12 protein-coding genes are annotated in these 15,243 nt (G+C 74.3%); 6 read left to right on the top strand and 6 right to left on the bottom strand.

Features of this window, described 5'->3' with window-relative positions:
* Positions 1-105: 105 nt before the first annotated feature.
* The gene (gene polA, locus JD77_RS02610; protein WP_145772868.1) at positions 106-2,805 is read left to right on the top strand and encodes a DNA polymerase I; all 2,700 of its coding nucleotides are present in this window, start codon (positions 106-108) and stop codon (positions 2,803-2,805) included.
* Between the two features lie 80 nt (positions 2,806-2,885).
* Here polA and JD77_RS02605 read toward each other — a convergent pair whose 3' ends face one another.
* The 3 genes from JD77_RS02605 to JD77_RS02595 form a co-directional block, all read right to left on the bottom strand.
* On the bottom strand, positions 2,886-3,260 hold the full coding sequence (locus JD77_RS02605) for a DUF3140 domain-containing protein (protein ID WP_145777388.1): 375 nt from the start codon (positions 3,258-3,260) through the stop codon (positions 2,886-2,888).
* Positions 3,261-3,303: 43 nt separating this feature from the next.
* A complete protein-coding gene (locus tag JD77_RS02600) occupies positions 3,304-3,522 on the bottom strand; it encodes a hypervirulence associated TUDOR domain-containing protein (protein WP_145772867.1) in 219 nt (72 codons plus the stop codon).
* 105 nt (positions 3,523-3,627) lie between these two features.
* Positions 3,628-4,443 carry a class I SAM-dependent methyltransferase gene (locus tag JD77_RS02595; protein WP_387227122.1) on the bottom strand — a complete coding sequence of 272 codons (816 nt, stop codon included), beginning with the start codon at positions 4,441-4,443 and terminating at the stop codon, positions 3,628-3,630.
* Between the two features lie 337 nt (positions 4,444-4,780).
* Here JD77_RS02595 and rpsA point away from each other — a divergent pair, with 337 nt between their 5' ends.
* Together rpsA and coaE are read left to right on the top strand one after the other, a co-directional pair.
* Positions 4,781-6,262: a 30S ribosomal protein S1 gene (rpsA, locus tag JD77_RS02590; RefSeq protein ID WP_145772865.1), complete on the top strand. Its 1,482-nt coding sequence runs from the start codon at positions 4,781-4,783 to the stop codon at positions 6,260-6,262.
* Positions 6,263-6,698: 436 nt separating this feature from the next.
* Positions 6,699-7,931 carry a dephospho-CoA kinase gene (gene coaE / locus JD77_RS02585; RefSeq protein WP_145777387.1) on the top strand — a complete coding sequence of 411 codons (1,233 nt, stop codon included), beginning with the start codon at positions 6,699-6,701 and terminating at the stop codon, positions 7,929-7,931.
* Between the two features lie 275 nt (positions 7,932-8,206).
* Here the strand turns inward: coaE and JD77_RS02580 are convergent, their stop codons facing one another.
* Both JD77_RS02580 and JD77_RS02575 read right to left on the bottom strand, forming a co-directional pair.
* Positions 8,207-8,887, bottom strand: coding sequence for a hypothetical protein (locus JD77_RS02580; RefSeq protein ID WP_145772864.1), 681 nt, complete (start codon positions 8,885-8,887; stop codon positions 8,207-8,209).
* On the bottom strand, positions 8,884-9,972 hold the full coding sequence (locus JD77_RS02575; RefSeq protein WP_145772863.1) for a hypothetical protein: 1,089 nt from the start codon (positions 9,970-9,972) through the stop codon (positions 8,884-8,886). The genes JD77_RS02580 and JD77_RS02575 overlap by 4 nt, the downstream gene beginning before the upstream one ends.
* 430 nt (positions 9,973-10,402) lie before the next feature.
* On the opposite strand from JD77_RS02575, the gene uvrB reads away from it, so the two are divergent.
* From uvrB to JD77_RS02555, 3 genes are all read left to right on the top strand, one after another.
* Positions 10,403-12,508: an excinuclease ABC subunit UvrB gene (gene uvrB / locus JD77_RS02570; protein WP_145772862.1), complete on the top strand. Its 2,106-nt coding sequence runs from the start codon at positions 10,403-10,405 to the stop codon at positions 12,506-12,508.
* 535 nt (positions 12,509-13,043) lie between these two features.
* Complete coding sequence (locus JD77_RS02560) at positions 13,044-13,412, top strand: VOC family protein (protein WP_145772861.1); 369 nt, start codon at positions 13,044-13,046, stop codon at positions 13,410-13,412.
* Positions 13,413-13,549: 137 nt separating this feature from the next.
* Entirely contained in the window at positions 13,550-14,527 is a 978-nt protein-coding gene (locus JD77_RS02555; RefSeq protein WP_342799627.1) for a helix-turn-helix domain-containing protein, read from the top strand.
* Between the two features lie 303 nt (positions 14,528-14,830).
* Here the strand turns inward: JD77_RS02555 and JD77_RS02550 are convergent, their stop codons facing one another.
* Positions 14,831-15,124: an antibiotic biosynthesis monooxygenase family protein gene (locus tag JD77_RS02550; RefSeq protein ID WP_145772860.1), complete on the bottom strand. Its 294-nt coding sequence runs from the start codon at positions 15,122-15,124 to the stop codon at positions 14,831-14,833.
* Positions 15,125-15,243: the final 119 nt, after the last annotated feature.

Raw genomic sequence — 15,243 nt, 5'->3', positions numbered from 1 at the left:
CCCCGTTCGAAGAGATTGACGAGACGCTATCGCAGTGCGGTGAATCCCGCTGCCCCGCCGGACGTGGCGAACGGAGTTGTCGGGCGTACGGGCTAGAGTCGCTGCGTGACAGCTACGACGCCGCGCCTGCTCCTCGTCGACGGACACTCCCTGGCATACCGGGCGTTCTTCGCCCTGCCGGTGGAAAACTTCTCCACCACGACAGGGCAGCCGACGAACGCGGTCTACGGCTTCACGTCGATGCTGATCAACGTGCTGCGCGACGAGCAGCCGACGCACATCGTCGTCGCCTTCGACGTGTCCCGCCGCTCGTTCCGCACCGAGAAGTACGCGGAGTACAAGGCCGGCCGCAGCGAGACCCCCACCGACTTCAAGGGCCAGGTCAGCCTGGTCAAGGAGGTCCTGGCCGCGCTGCGCATCCCGGTGGTGGAGAAGGAGGGCTACGAGGCCGACGACCTCATCGCCACCCTCGCCTGCCAGGCCCGCGACCAGGGCATGTCGGTGCTCATCACCACCGGCGACCGGGACGCGTTCCAGCTCGTCGACGACTCGATCACCGTGCTCTATCCGCGCAAGGGCGTCTCCGACCTGGCCCGGATGGACGCCGCCGCGGTCGAGGCGAAGTACGGCGTCGGCCCGCAGCGTTACCGCGACCTCGCCGCCCTGGTCGGCGAGACCAGCGACAACCTGCCGGGCGTCCCCGGCGTCGGGCCGAAGACCGCCGCCAAGTGGATCAACCTGTACGGCGGGGTCGAGGGCGTCGTGGCCCGCGCCGACGAGATCAAGGGCAAGGCCGGCGACAGCCTGCGCGAGCGGCTGGCCGACGTGATCCGCAACTACGAGATCAACTGCCTGGTTTCCGACCTGGAGCTGCCGATCCGCCCCGAGGACGCCCGCTGGGCCGGGTGGGACCGGGAGGCCGTGCACCAGGTCTTCGACACGCTGGAGTTCCGCATCCTGCGCGACCGGCTCTACCAGTACCTGGAGGCCGTGGAGCCGGAGGCCGAGGCCGGGTTCGACCTGGCCGGCGAGGTGCTCACCGAGCCCGGCGCGCTGGCCGGCTGGCTGGCGGCGCACGCCTCGGCCGGCAACCCGGTCGGGGTGGCGGTCAAGCTCGACACCGGCCCCAACCGGCGGCACACCGCCTCGGTGCTCGGCATGGCGCTCGCCACCGCCGGGGGCGCCGCGGCCTGGTTCGACCCGGCCCGCCTCGACCCGGCCGACGGGGCGGCGCTGGCCGCCTGGCTGGCCGACGCCGGGCGTCCCAAGGTTCTGCACGACAGCAAGCCCGCGGTGCTCGCGTTCGCCGCCCACGGCTGGTCACTGGAGGGGATCGCCCGCGACACCCAGATCGCCGCCTACCTGGCCCGCCCCGACCAGCGCTCGTACGACCTGACCGACCTCGCGCTGCGCTACCTGCACCGGGAGTTGCGGGTCGACGCGCCGGACACCGGCCAGCTCACCTTCGAGGGGCTGGGTAACGACGGCGAGGCCGAGCAGAATTTGATGCTCCAGGCCCGGGCCACCCTCGACCTGGCCGACGCGATCGACGCCGAGCTGTCCCGCGACGGCGAGCAGTCGGCACGGCTGATGGCGGGGGTGGAGCTGCCCCTGATGCGGGTCCTCGCCGCCTTGGAGCGCACCGGCATCGCCGCCGACACGCACTACCTCTCCGAGCTGGAGGCGCACTTCGCCGCCGAGGTGAAGGCCGCCGCGCAGGGCGCGTACGCCGCCGTCGGGCGGGAGTTCAACCTGGGCTCGCCCAAGCAGCTCCAGGAGATCCTCTTCGGCGAGCTGGGCCTGCCCAAGACCAAGAAGATCAAGACCGGCTACACCACCGACGCGGACGCGTTGCAGTGGCTGTACGCGCAGAACCCGCACCCGGTGCTGGAACACCTGCTGCGGCACCGGGACGTGGCCAAGCTCAAGTCGACCGTCGACGGCCTGCTCAAGTCCGTCTCCGAGGACGGGCGGATCCACACCACCTTCAACCAGACGGTGGCGGCCACCGGGCGGCTCTCCTCCACCGAGCCGAACCTGCAGAACATCCCGATCCGCACCGAGGAGGGCCGGCGCATCCGGCGCGCCTTCGTGGTGGGGGAGGGCTACGACTGCCTGCTCACGGCCGACTACAGCCAGATCGAGATGCGGATCATGGCGCACCTGTCGTCGGACGAGGCGCTGATCGACGCGTTCAACTCCGGTGCCGACTTCCACGCCGCGACCGCGTCGTCCGTCTTCGGCGTGCCGGTCGACCAGGTCACCGCCGACCAGCGGCGCAAGATCAAGGCGATGAACTACGGCCTGGCGTACGGGCTGAGCGCGTTCGGCCTGTCCCAGCAGCTCGGCATCAGCGCCGAGGAGGCGCGCGGGCTGATGGACAACTACTTCGCCGGGTTCGGCGGGGTCCGCGACTACCTGCACGAGGTGGTCGCCCGGGCCCGCCACGACGGCTACACCTCGACCATCCTCGGCCGCCGGCGCTACCTACCCGACCTGGTCAGCGACAACCGGCAGCGCCGGGAGATGGCCGAGCGGATGGCGCTCAACGCCCCGATCCAGGGCTCTGCGGCCGACATCATCAAGGTCGCCATGCTGCGCGTCGACGACGCGCTGCGCGCGGCGGGGCTGCGCTCGCGGATGCTGCTGCAGGTCCACGACGAGCTCGTCTTCGAGGTCGCCCCCGGCGAGCGGGAGACCCTGGAGGCGCTGGTGCGCCGGGAGATGGGCGACGCGTACCCGCTGTCGGTGCCGCTGGAGGTCTCCGTCGGCGACGGCCGAGACTGGAACGGCGCCGGCCACTGACCCCTCGATCCTCTCCATGTCGGCGACATCGCGGTGTCCAGGTCGCCCGGACCCCGCCATGTCGCCGACATGGCTGCCGGTCACCGGCCGGGGCCCCGGCGCTCCTTCGGCGGGGCGCCGTGCCGCTCGAGGGCGCGGCGGGACGGGCCGCCCGGCGGCGGGAGCGGGGCCTTGAGCGGGTCGTGGCCCCAGTTCATCAGCGACCAGCGCCACTTCGTGTCGCGGACGTCGCCCGAGGGGCGCTGGGCCATGTGCCGGCGGACGTACCCGATGACCTTGCGCATGTGCCGGAGGTCCGCCTCCGACAGCTCGGAGCGTTTGCGGCGCAGCAGGCCGACGATCCTGCGGCCCGACTCGTGCCCGACCGACTCCCCGCTCGCCCTGCCCTTCCTGCGCCAGCCGACGTGCTGCGACTCCTCGGTCTCCAGCCACTTCGACAGCTCGCCGGGCTTCATGTTCACGGCCTCGGTGAACTCGCGGTACGTGTCCCGGCCCGGGTCATCCTTCCTCACGACGCAGCACCTCCGGCCTGTGCGCGACGTCCCGTCCCGAGTCGTCGTTGCGGATGCGGTACTGCGGGTGCTCCGGGGACGCGTTGACCGTGTGCCCCCGCACGTGCGTCCGGTCGATCAGCTTCTCCCTGACCACGCCGTGCGCCCGGCCGCTGTGACTGGCCCAGGAGACGTGGTCGCCCTCGTGGAACTCCTTCTCGGCCATGCCCGCCGGGTACCCGGCGGCGGTGCCCGGAAACGGCGGGCCGCCCGGCGTGCCACTCGCGCCCTGCCGGCATGCGTGCAGGTCACGCCGCGGGTGGGCCCTGGGTCAGCCGGCCGGCTTCTCGGCCACGAAGATCGCGGTGCCGGGGAAGAGGCGTCCCCGCAGCGGGCTCCACTGCCCCCAGATCCCCTCGTGCCCCTCGGGCCACTCCGGCTCCACCAGGTCGACCAGCCGGAATCCGGCGCCGACCAGCTCCCGCACCCGGTCGCCGAGGGTTCTGTGCTGCTCGACGTACGTGGCCTCGCCCGTCTCGTCCTGCTCCACGTACGGGTCGGTGTCGAAGTACGAGTGCACGGCGACCAGACCCCGCTCGCCCGGGTCGTCGAGGAAGATCCACCGCATCGGGTGGGTCACCGAGAACACCCACCGGCCGCCGGGGCGCAGCACCCGGAACACCTCGCGCATCACGGCCGCCGAGTCGGTGACGAACGGGATTGCCCCGAACGCCGTGCAGGCGGTGTCGAACGCGGCGTCGGCGAAGGGGAGGGCGAGCGCGTCGGCCTGCACCAGCGGGACGCGTACCCCCGCGCGCTCGGCCGCGGCGGCGGCGTGCCGCAGCATTCCGGCGGAGAGGTCCAGCGCGACCGGCCGGGCCCCCCGGGTGGCCAGCCAGCGGGCCGCGGCGGCCGCCCCGCAGCCCAGCTCCAGCACCCGCTGCCCGGCGACGTCGCCGAGCAGCCGGGCGTCGGCCTCCCGCAGCCCCTCCGGGCACCAGACGAAGTCCACGTCGCCGAGGAAGGCGCCGTGCTCGGCCTGGTAGTCGTCGGCGTCGGCGTCCCACCACCCGCGGTTGGCGCGCCGGGCCTCCGCGTCGCCGACCCGGCGCCGGGTCACCCGGCTGTCGTCGTCCACGCCCGCCACGCTAGGCCCTCGGCGGCGGCCACCCGCTACCGCCGTGGTGGATGTGACGTGTGAGACAGCCGTGGCTCCTTACAGCCGAAATCTCCGCTTTCGCAGCTGACGCGCTGTCGCGAGGGCGGGAGGGCTTGCACGCTGTGGTAATGCAGAGGGTAGGCTAGACGACGCGCTCGCGGATCGTGTGCCTCGGCAGGGAGCAGGTGCGCGGTCAACGGAGCCACATCACATGATCCCACTGAGCGATCGTTCGGTGTGCCCGGCGACGGATCCGCTGGCGCGAACAGGTCACCGCGACACCACGCCTGCTGTGACAAACCATCCGACCGGAGCAACCGCCCACATGACGAGCAGCATCGAGGCCCCCTCGAGCGCCACCCGGGTCACCCACGACGATCTCGGTTCCGAGGAGGCTTTCCTCGCCGCGATCGACGAGACCATCAAGTACTTCAACGACGGCGACATTGTCGAAGGCACCGTCGTCAAGGTCGATCGGGACGAGGTCCTGCTCGACATCGGCTACAAGACCGAGGGCGTCATCCCCTCGCGGGAGTTGTCGATCAAGCACGACGTGGACCCGGCCGAGGTCGTTTCGGTCGGTGACCACATCGAGGCCCTCGTCCTCCAGAAGGAGGACAAGGAGGGTCGCCTGATCCTCTCCAAGAAGCGGGCGCAGTACGAGCGGGCCTGGGGCACGATCGAGAAGATCAAGGACGAGGACGGCGTCGTCCGCGGCTCGGTCATCGAGGTCGTCAAGGGTGGTCTCATCCTCGACATCGGGCTGCGCGGCTTCCTGCCCGCCTCCCTGGTCGAGATGCGGCGGGTGCGCGACCTGCAGCCGTACGTCGGCCGCGAGCTCGAGGCCAAGATCATTGAGCTGGACAAGAACCGCAACAACGTGGTCCTGTCCCGCCGGGCCTGGCTGGAGCAGACGCAGTCCGAGGTGCGCACCGAGTTCCTCAACAAGCTGCAGAAGGGCCAGGTCCGCAAGGGCGTCGTGTCCTCGATCGTCAACTTCGGCGCGTTCGTCGACCTGGGCGGCGTGGACGGCCTCGTGCACGTCTCCGAGCTGTCCTGGAAGCACATCGACCACCCGTCCGAGGTTGTCGAGGTCGGCCAGGAGGTCGAGGTCGAGGTCCTCGACGTCGACCTGGACCGCGAGCGGGTCTCGCTGTCGCTGAAGGCGACCCAGGAGGACCCGTGGCGGCAGTTCGCCCGCACCCACGCGATCCAGCAGATCGTTCCGGGTAAGGTCACCAAGCTGGTGCCGTTCGGCGCCTTCGTCCGGGTGGACGACGGCATCGAGGGCCTGGTCCACATCTCCGAGCTGGCCGAGCGCCACGTCGAGATCCCGGAGCAGGTCGTCCAGGTCGGCTCCGAGGTCATGGTCAAGGTCATCGACATCGACCTGGAGCGCCGCCGGATCTCGCTGTCGCTCAAGCAGGCCAACGAGGGCTTCGTCGAGGGCGAGGAGCACTTCGACCCGACCCTCTACGGCATGGCCGCGACCTACGACGCCGAGGGCAACTACATCTACCCGGAGGGCTTCGACCCGGAGACGGGCGAGTGGCTCGAGGGGTACGAGAAGCAGCGCGAGGCGTGGGAGCAGCAGTACGCCGAGGCGCGCCAGCGCTGGGAGGCCCACACCAAGCAGGTGCAGAACTCCCGGGCCGCCGAGGCCGAGGCCGCTGCCAACCCGGCTCCGGCCGTGTCCGGCGGCGGCGCCGCCGCGGCGCCGAGCCGGCAGGCCGAGGAGCCCTCGGGCACCCTGGCCACCGACGAGGCGCTCGCCGCTCTGCGGGAGAAGCTCGCCGGCGGCAAGTGACCCTGGTGACGACTCCAGCTCGGCGCGTCTGACGCCGCGCGGTGAGTCGCCGCTGACGACGACGGGCCCCGTCCCCGCGATCCGGTAACCACCGGATCGTCGGGGGCGGGGCCCGCGCCGCTTCCACCTCCCCGCGCCCACACCCTCCCCGCCCCTCCCCGCCCCTCCCCGCCCCTCCCCGCCCCCGCGCGCGCCCGCCCCGGCATTCCGCGATCTTGCACTTTCGGCCCGGACGAACCGGGCACAAACTCCCGAACCGGGGGCCGGAAGTGCAAGATCGCGGGGAGGGGGAGGGGAGGGGAGGGGGAGGGGAGGGGAGGGGAGGAGGGCGGCGGGCGGCGGGGAGGCGGGAGGCGGGGAGGCGGGGGGTGGGGGTGGGGGGTGGGGTGAGTGGCCCGGGGTGGCGGAGGGCGGGGTGATCCGGTTGACTGGGCCGGTGCTGAAGGTGGGACTGACCGGCGGGATCGGGTCCGGCAAGAGCGCGGTCGCGGCCCGGCTGGCCGCGCTCGGCGCGGTGGTGCTCGACTCGGACCGGATCGCCCGCGAGGTGGTCGCGCCGGGCAGCGAGGGGCTGACCGAGATCGTCGCCGCCTTCTCCGACAAGGTGCTCGGGCCCGACGGCGCGCTGGACCGGGCCGCGCTCGGCGCGGTGGTCTTCACCGACCAGGAGGCCCGCCTCCGGCTGGAGGCGATCACCCACCCCCGGGTCCGGGCGCGCAGCGCCGAACTGGCCGCCGCGGCGGCACCGGACGCTGTCGTGGTCAACGACGTGCCGCTGCTGGTCGAGGTGGGGCTCGCCCCGACGTACCACCTGGTGGTCGTCGTGGAGACGGCCGTGGCGACCCGGCTCGCGCGCCTGGAGCGCGACCGGGGGATGGACCGGGCGGAGATCGAGCGGCGGATCGCCGCGCAGGCCGACGACGCGCGCCGCCGGGCAGCGGCCGACGTGGTGCTGCGCAACGACGGCAGCCTGGACGAGTTGCACGCCGCCGTGGACCGGCTGTGGCGGGAGCGGCTGCTGCCGTACGAGGCGAACGTGCGCCACCGGCGGGCGGCGCGCCCGGACCGGGTGGTGCTGACCGGGCCGGACCCGAGCTGGCCGGAGCAGTACGCCCGGCTGGCCGCCCGGATCCGGCACGCGATCGCCCCCGCCGACCTGCGGATCGACCACATCGGTTCCACGGCCGTTCCCGGCCTGGCGGCCAAGGACGTCGTCGACGTCCAACTCACCGTGCCGAGCCTGGCGGAGGCGGACGGGCCGCTGGCGGAGCGGCTCGCCGCGGCCGGCTTTCCGCGGCTGCCCGGGGACTGGTGGGACAACGCCCGCGCGGTCACGCTCGGCGGTGCGGGATCCGCGGGGCTGGCCGGGGGGACGGCGGACCCGGGCGGCGGCCGGTGGGAGAAGCGGCTGCACGGCAGCGCCGACCCCGGCCGCCCGGTGTACCTGCACCTGCGGCCGGCCGGCTCGCCCGGCTGGCGGTACGCGCTGCTGATGCGCGACCACCTGCGCGCCGACCCGCAGCGGCGGGAGGCGTACCTGGCGCTGAAGCGGCGGCTGGCGGCCGGCGGGCCGGACGTCGCCGGCTACGCCGACGGCAAGGAGCCGTGGTTCGACGAGGAGCACCACCTCGCCGAGGAGTGGGCCGCCCGGACGGCTTGGCGCCCCTGACCCGTCCACCGCCACCCGGCCCGCCCCGGTGCTTCGCCCGGCCCGGTGCTTCGCCCGGCCCCGGTGCGCCCGGCCCCGGTGCGCCCGGCCCGTTCGCCCGGCCCGTTCGCCCGGCCTCGGTTCGCCCGGCCCCGGTGCGCCCGGCCGGCGGGCGGGTGGCCAGGCCCGGCTTCGCCCGGCCCGTTCGCCCGGCCGGCGGGCGGGTGGCCAGGCCCGGCTTCGCCCGGCCCGTTCGCCCGGCCGGCGGGCGGGTGGCCAGGCCCGGCTTCGCCCGGTCAGCGGGTGGGAGGCGGCGGCGCGGGCGGGGCCACCGGCGGCAGCGCCGGCGTGCGGCCCGGGTCCAGGTCGAGCTGCGCGTACGTGCCGAGGCGGGTGCGCAGCTCCAGTCGGCGCAGCACTCCGTCCCGGTCGATCCAGTAGCGCACCCGCCCCTGCCGGGTGTTCACCTCCACCACGTCGACCGTCCGGCCGGCGGCGCGGTCGCCCCGGACCCGGCTCGCCGACGCGGGCGATGCCGCCGCCTCGCCGGCCCGCAGCGCGGCGGCCAGCAGCGCGTCCACGTCGTCCGTCGCGGGCGGGCGCCACTGCCAGGCGGCGCGCGGCGGCGGCAGCGGGGGAGGCCCGGCGACCGGGTCGCCCGGGGACGGCGTCACCCACAGGCCGCCCGGGTCGTAGCGGCGCAGCGTCCGTCCGTCGGGGGCGGCGGGGTCGCCGACCGCCAGGTACGCCGCGCGGGCTGTCCAGCTGACCCAGCCCGTACCGTGCGGTGTGGCGCCCGGCGCGACGGGCGCGGTGAGCGTCACGGCCGCGCCGCCGTCGGCCCGGAGCCGGGCCGGCAGCCGGGCGAGCCGGTCCTCCTCGGGTCCGGTGAGCGCCCGCGGCAGCCCCGGCCGCCCGCCCAGGGCCGGCACCGGCCACAGCGTCGGCCGGTTGGTCCGCTGCAGCTCCAGGATCACCGGTACGCCGCCGGGCAGGCGTCCCTCGAGCCGGTGCAGGCGGGCGTCCCGGTCGATCCACCAGCGGGCCGGCCCGTCCAGCGGCCGCGTGACGCCGGACGGCGCCGCGGCGGCCGCAGGCTGGCGACGGGGCCGGGCCACGTCGGGGCCGGCGTGGCCGTACCCGGGTTGTCGGTGTCCCGCCGATCGGCGCCGCCGCCGGGCAGCGGGGCCTGGAGGATGTCCACGGGCTGGCCGCCGGCCTCGGCGCGGCCCAGCCAGCGGCCGTCGCCCTCGGGCAGCGACCCGGGCGGTTCGGGGCGGGGCGCCGCGAGCGCGAAGAGCAGGTCGAGCGCGGGGCGCAGGGCCGGGCGGACGGGGCCGGCACCCGCACCCGTCGGCGGGCGGCACCAGCGGTGGGGCGCCGGCGCGGGCACCGCGGCCGGGTCGGCCGGGCGAGCAGCAGCCGGGGGGTGCCTGGACCAGCCCGCGGTCCGGCCCGGCCCCGGGCCCGCCGACGTCGACGTACGCCAGCGACCGGGACCAGTCGATCCAGCCGACGAGGTCGAGGCGCGCGCTGGCGTCACCGAGGGTGAGCCGCAGGCCTGACCGGACGTCCCGCTGGTTGGTGACCCGCACGGCGGCGAACCGCTGCGCCTCGGCCCGGTCAGCGGCCGGGACGGCTCCGGCTCCGTCGGCGCCCAGGTCAGCAGCCCGGCGGTGAGGCCCGCCGCCGACGCGACGGCGGCCACGCCCAACGCGATGCGGACGGCGCGGCGCCGGCCGCCGCAGGCCCGGTCGGCCGCGTCGATGTCGGCCGGGTCGGCACCGGCCATCCCGGGATCGGGGGTCGCGTCGGCGCGTGCGGCGGGCGTATCCGCGCGGCGCGTCGCCACCGGCCCGGCAGCCCCCGCCGTGGGCGGGACGACCGCCTGGCCGGCGGGCGGTACGCCGGCCCGGGCGGCGCCGGCCACCGCCTTGGCCACCGGGCCCAGGCCGGCGCCCGGGCCGGCGGAGTGGGCGGGGCCGGATGTCCGCCGGGCGGTCCGGTCGGCGGGGCCGGTCGCCGGTTCGGCAGGGCTCGTGGGCCGCGACGAGTTCTCCACGGGTGGATGAACTAGCGGTGTGCCGGACAGGTGACGCCCGCGTGGAGGGTGGGCCGCGGGGTGTCCGCGGCGGGGGCGGTCCGGTCGGGAGCGGGATGCCGACTGTGCTCGCGCCGTGGGCGGGCCGCGTGGGGTTGTCGGGCGGGACTCCCCGTCGGCCTCGGGGCGTTGGGGCGCTCGCGGCGGCCGGTCTGCGCCTCGGCGCGACCACCTCGGGTGCGCACGCCGGTCGTCCGGGTGCTGCGACCTCCTGTGCCGGGGGCGTGCCGGCCCTTCGAGGGGCTCGGCCGCCGGCCCGGACGGCCGCCGCGAGCGGCCTACGGAAGCACCCTAGCGCGGTGAGATGTGCCACACAACGGGAATATTGAAGCCGATCAAGGACTCACCGTAGTTGGCCGGCTTGTCGGACCTGCGGCGTACCGTTGACGTCATGGCGCTCGACATTCCCCGGCTCGACAACCGTTTCCAGGTCGTCAGTGAGTTCCAGCCGGCCGGCGACCAGCCGGCCGCCATCGACGACCTGGAGCGCCGGGTGCGTCGAGGCGACCGCAACACGGTCCTGCTCGGCGCCACCGGCACGGGCAAGAGCGCCACGACGGCCTGGCTCGTCGAGCGGCTGCAGCGGCCGACGCTGGTGCTCGCCCCCAACAAGACGCTCTGCGCCCAGCTGGCCAAGGAGTTCAGCGAGCTGCTGCCGCACAACGCGGTGGAATACTTCGTCTCCTACTACGACTACTACCAGCCCGAGGCGTACATCCCCCAGACCGACACCTACATCGAGAAGGACTCCTCGATCAACGAGGAGGTCGAGCGGCTGCGGCACTCCGCGACGATGTCGCTGCTCACCCGCCGCGACGTGGTCGTGGTGGCCACGGTGTCGGCGATCTACGGCCTGGGCACCCCGGAGGAGTACCTCGACCGCGCGGTGCGGGTCGCGGTGGGGCAGGAGCTCGACCGGGACCAGCTGCTGCGCCGCCTGGTCGACGTCCAGTACACCCGCAACGACGTGGCCTTCCAGCGGGGCACCTTCCGGGTGCGGGGCGACACGCTCGAGATCATCCCGGCGTACGAGGAACTGGCCGTCCGGATCGAGCTGTTCGGCGACGAGGTGGAGAAGCTCTACTACCTCAACCCGCTCACCGGCGACGTGGTCCGCGAGGTCGACCACCTGTTGATCTTCCCGGCCACCCACTATGCGGCCGGTCCCGAGCGGATGGAGCGGGCGATCCGCGACATCGAGGCCGAGCTGGCCGAGCGGCTCGCCGAGCTGGAGCGGCAGGGCAAGCTGCTGGAGGCGCAGCGGCTGCGGATGCGCACCACGTACGACATCGAGATGATGCGCCAGGTCGGGTTCTGCTCGGGCATCGAGAACTACTCGATGCACATCGACGGCCGGCTGCCCGGCAGCCCGCCGCACTGCCTGCTCGACTACTTCCCCGACGACTTCCTCACCGTCGTCGACGAGTCGCACGTGACGATCCCGCAGATCGGCGGCATGTACGAGGGCGACGCGTCCCGCAAGCGGATGCTGATCGACCACGGCTTCCGGCTGCCCAGCGCCGCCGACAACCGGCCGCTGCGCTTCGACGAGTTCCTGGAGCGGGTCGGCCAGATGGTCTTCCTCTCCGCCACCCCGGGGCCGTGGGAGCTGGAGCAGGCCCAGGGCGAGTTCGTCGAGCAGGTGATCCGCCCGACCGGGCTGATCGACCCCGAGGTGATCGTGAAGCCCACCAGGGGCCAGATCGACGACCTCATGCACGAGATCAAGCTGCGCACCGAGCGGGACGAGCGGGTGCTGGTCACCACCCTCACCAAGAAGATGGCCGAGGACCTGTCCGACTACCTGCTGGAGAACGGCATCCGGGTGCGCTACCTGCACTCCGAGGTCGACACGCTGCGCCGGGTCGAGCTGCTGCGGGAGCTGCGCAAGGGCGACTATGACGTGCTGGTCGGCATCAACCTGCTCCGCGAGGGCCTCGACCTGCCCGAGGTGTCCCTGGTGGCGATCCTGGACGCCGACAAGGAGGGCTTCCTGCGCAGCGGCCGGTCCCTGATCCAGACGATCGGCCGGGCGGCCCGGAACGTCTCCGGCCAGGTCCACATGTACGCCGACAAGATCACCCCCTCGATGGCGGACGCGATCGAGGAGACCAACCGGCGCCGGGCCAAGCAGATCGCGCACAACGAGGCGCACGGCATCAGCCCCGAGCCGCTGCGCAAGAAGATCCACGACATCCTCGACGATATCTACCGGGAGGCGGAGGACACCGACTCCCGGGTCGGCGGCGCGGTGCGGCAGCTCTCCCGGGGCAAGGCGCCGGTCAAGGAGACCCGCAGCCGCAGCCGGGCGGGGGCGGCGGGCCCGTCCCGGGAGGGCATGGCCCGGGCGGACCTGGCCCAGCTCATCCAGGAGCTCAACGACCAGATGCTGGCCGCGGCGCGGGAGCTGCAGTTCGAGCTGGCCGCCCGCATCCGCGACGAGATCGCCGACCTCAAGAAGGAGCTGCGCGGGATGGACGCGGCCGGCGTGAAGTGACTCTTCCGATGCGCGAGGCGGTCGACGCCGGCCACCCGGTTCCGGGCGCCGCCGACCACCGGGCCGGCCCGAGGCCGGCGGGCTGGCTGAGGTCGGCGGGCTGGCTGAGGTCGGCGGGCTGGCTGAGGTCGGCGGGGAGCGGCCCGAGACCGGCGGGGAGTGGCCCGAGACCGGCGGGCTGGCTGAGGCCGGTGGGGAGCCGCCCGAGGCCGGTGGGCCGCCCGAGCCGCCGTGGCCGTGGCCGCGGACGGGCCGGCCCGGCGGCGCCGAGCTGGCGGTTGCCTGCGGCTACTACGACCAGTTCCACCTGATCCGGGACTTCCGCGAGTTCGCCGGCCGCACCCCCGCTGGTCTCGTCGCGCCGCCTGTTGCCGTCCGGCCCGGGCCGGACGCGCCCTCGCATCCCACCCCTGCCGGTCGCGTCGCGTCACCCGCTGCCGCCCGTACCGGTCCCTGAGGGCGCAGGTCCGCGTCTGACCGACCGCCGGTCACATTCGTCCAATCGTCGGCGGTGCCCGACCGGCAGACTCGGGGCATGCGAACCGTCTACCCGGTCTTCCGGTATCCCGACCCCCAGGCTGCTGTCGACTGGCTCCACGCCGCCTTCGGCTTCGACGCGCGCGAGGTGCACCGCGCGCCGGACGGCACGATCGTCCACGCCGAGCTGGTGCTGGACACGGGCATGGTGATGCTCGGCCGGGGTCCCGGCCCGCGCATGCGTCCGGCCGAGGACGACTACGCCGTCTACGTCGCCGTCGACGACGTCGACGCCCACCACGCCCGCGCTCGCACGGCCGGTGCCGAGATCGTGCGGGAGCCGTTCGACACCGACTACGGCTCCCGCGACTACGTGGCCCGCGACCTCGCCGGCAACATCTGGTCGTTCGGCACGTACCGCCCCTGAGCCCGGTGGGCGCCGGCCGAGCCTTGCCGGGCACCCATCCTTGAGGATCGGCCGGCGCGACCGTTCAATTGCGGTAAGCGAGCAAGGTATTGCACACAGTGATCGTCGTGCCCTAATCTCCGTCCTGGGAGGCGGGGATGTCGTTGCCAACGAGTCCGGTGATCCGACGGGCGCGCCTGGGCGCTGAGCTGCGCCAGTTGCGCAGACGCGAGGAGTTGACGCTGGAGCAGGTCTGCGACCGGCTGGGCTGGGCCTCGACGTCGAAGCTGTCCCGCATCGAGCTGGGCCAGAGCCGGCCGGACCTCGCCGACGTGCTCGACCTGCTGGACGTCTACCAGGTGCCCCCGCCGGAGCGCGACATGCTGGTCGCCATCGCCCGGGATGCGGCGACCGGCCGGGGCTGGTGGAAGACGCTCGGCGGGATGGGCGAGCGGCAGCGCGCCTACGCCGAGCTGGAGGGCGGTGCGGCGACGGTGGTGGAGTACCAGCTCGCCGTCGTCCCGGGCCTGCTGCAGACCCCGGCGTACGCCCGGCTGCGGCTCGGGGTTGCCCGGCTGCTCGACCGCGCCGTGGACGTGGAGGCCGACGTGCGGGCCCGGCTGATCCGGCAGGAGGTGCTGCACCGGGCCGATCCGCCCCAGTACACGGCGCTGCTGGAGTTGGCCGCGTGCGACCCGGGTGGGGTGCCGGACGACATCTGGCGCGAGCAGTTGCGGCACCTGGTCGCCCTGGCGGCGAAGCCGCACGTGACGATCCGGGTGGTGCCGCCCGGCGTGACCGCGGGCGGCGCCCACCCGCTGACCCCGTTCTCCCGGTACTCGTTCCCGGACCCGGCCGACCCCCGCACCGTCATGCTCGAGGCGCTGACCACCGACGTCCGGCTGGTCTCGGCCGCCGATCTGGCCTGGTACGACGCGGTGGTCGACCGGCTGCTCGACGCCGCGCTGCCGGCGGCGGAGACGACGGCGCTGCTGGCCCGGCTGGCCGACGACCCGGCGCTGCTGGCCCGGCGTGATGATCCGGTGCTGCCCGCCCCGGGTGGCCGCCCGCTGCCCCCGGCTGGCGGTGCGGAGGACACGGCGGTGGTGCCCCGCCCCCGGCCGTCCCCCGACTGAGGCCGCCGAAACGAGGTGGCGCCCAGGCCGCCGAGCGGGGCCGGCGTGGAACAGGCGTGCCCGTCACGAACGGCGTCGAGCCGGAGCGGCCGGGACGGCGTGATGACGGGCCAGTTCGCGGGCCTGCCGGATCGGCGCGCGCCGCCGTCGGGCCCGGCGGCCCCGAGCCCGCCGCCGCCGGGCCCGGCGGCCCCGAACCCGCCGGCACCGGCGACCGGCGCATGCGGGGGTACGTTAACCCGGGGGTACGACAGCGCAGCCCGGACGCGGAGTCCGGGGCCCGGGACGGGCCGGGGCCGACGCTCAGGCCGGGACGTCGACGAAGTGCTCGACCAGCGGCGGGTTGGCGAAGTGCGGGCCGATCAGCGCCCGCCACTGCTGGAACCGCTCCGTGGCCCGGAAGTTCTCCTCGTGGGCCGCGACGGAGTCCCACTCCACGAGCAGTACGAACCGCGACGGCGACTCGATCCCTCGGGTCATCCGCACCGACCGGCAGCCGGGCGTGCCGGCGAGGATCTCGCGTCCGCGCGCGTACGCGGCGGCGAAGTCGTCCTCGTGTCCGGGCGTCACGTCGATCAGCGCGACCTCAAGCACCATGCCCGAGAGCCTGCCATGGGCCGTGGGGGCCCGCGCGGTGGGCCCCGGGCAGCGCGTCCGGCCGAGGTGAACTGGCCTCCTAGGAAGCACTGTGCGCAGAGACACTCGTCACCGTCGCC

The sequence above is a fragment of the Micromonospora olivasterospora genome, from assembly GCF_007830265.1.
Classification (GTDB): domain Bacteria; phylum Actinomycetota; class Actinomycetes; order Mycobacteriales; family Micromonosporaceae; genus Micromonospora; species Micromonospora olivasterospora.
This window is presented reverse-complemented; position numbering and strand designations above follow the sequence as displayed.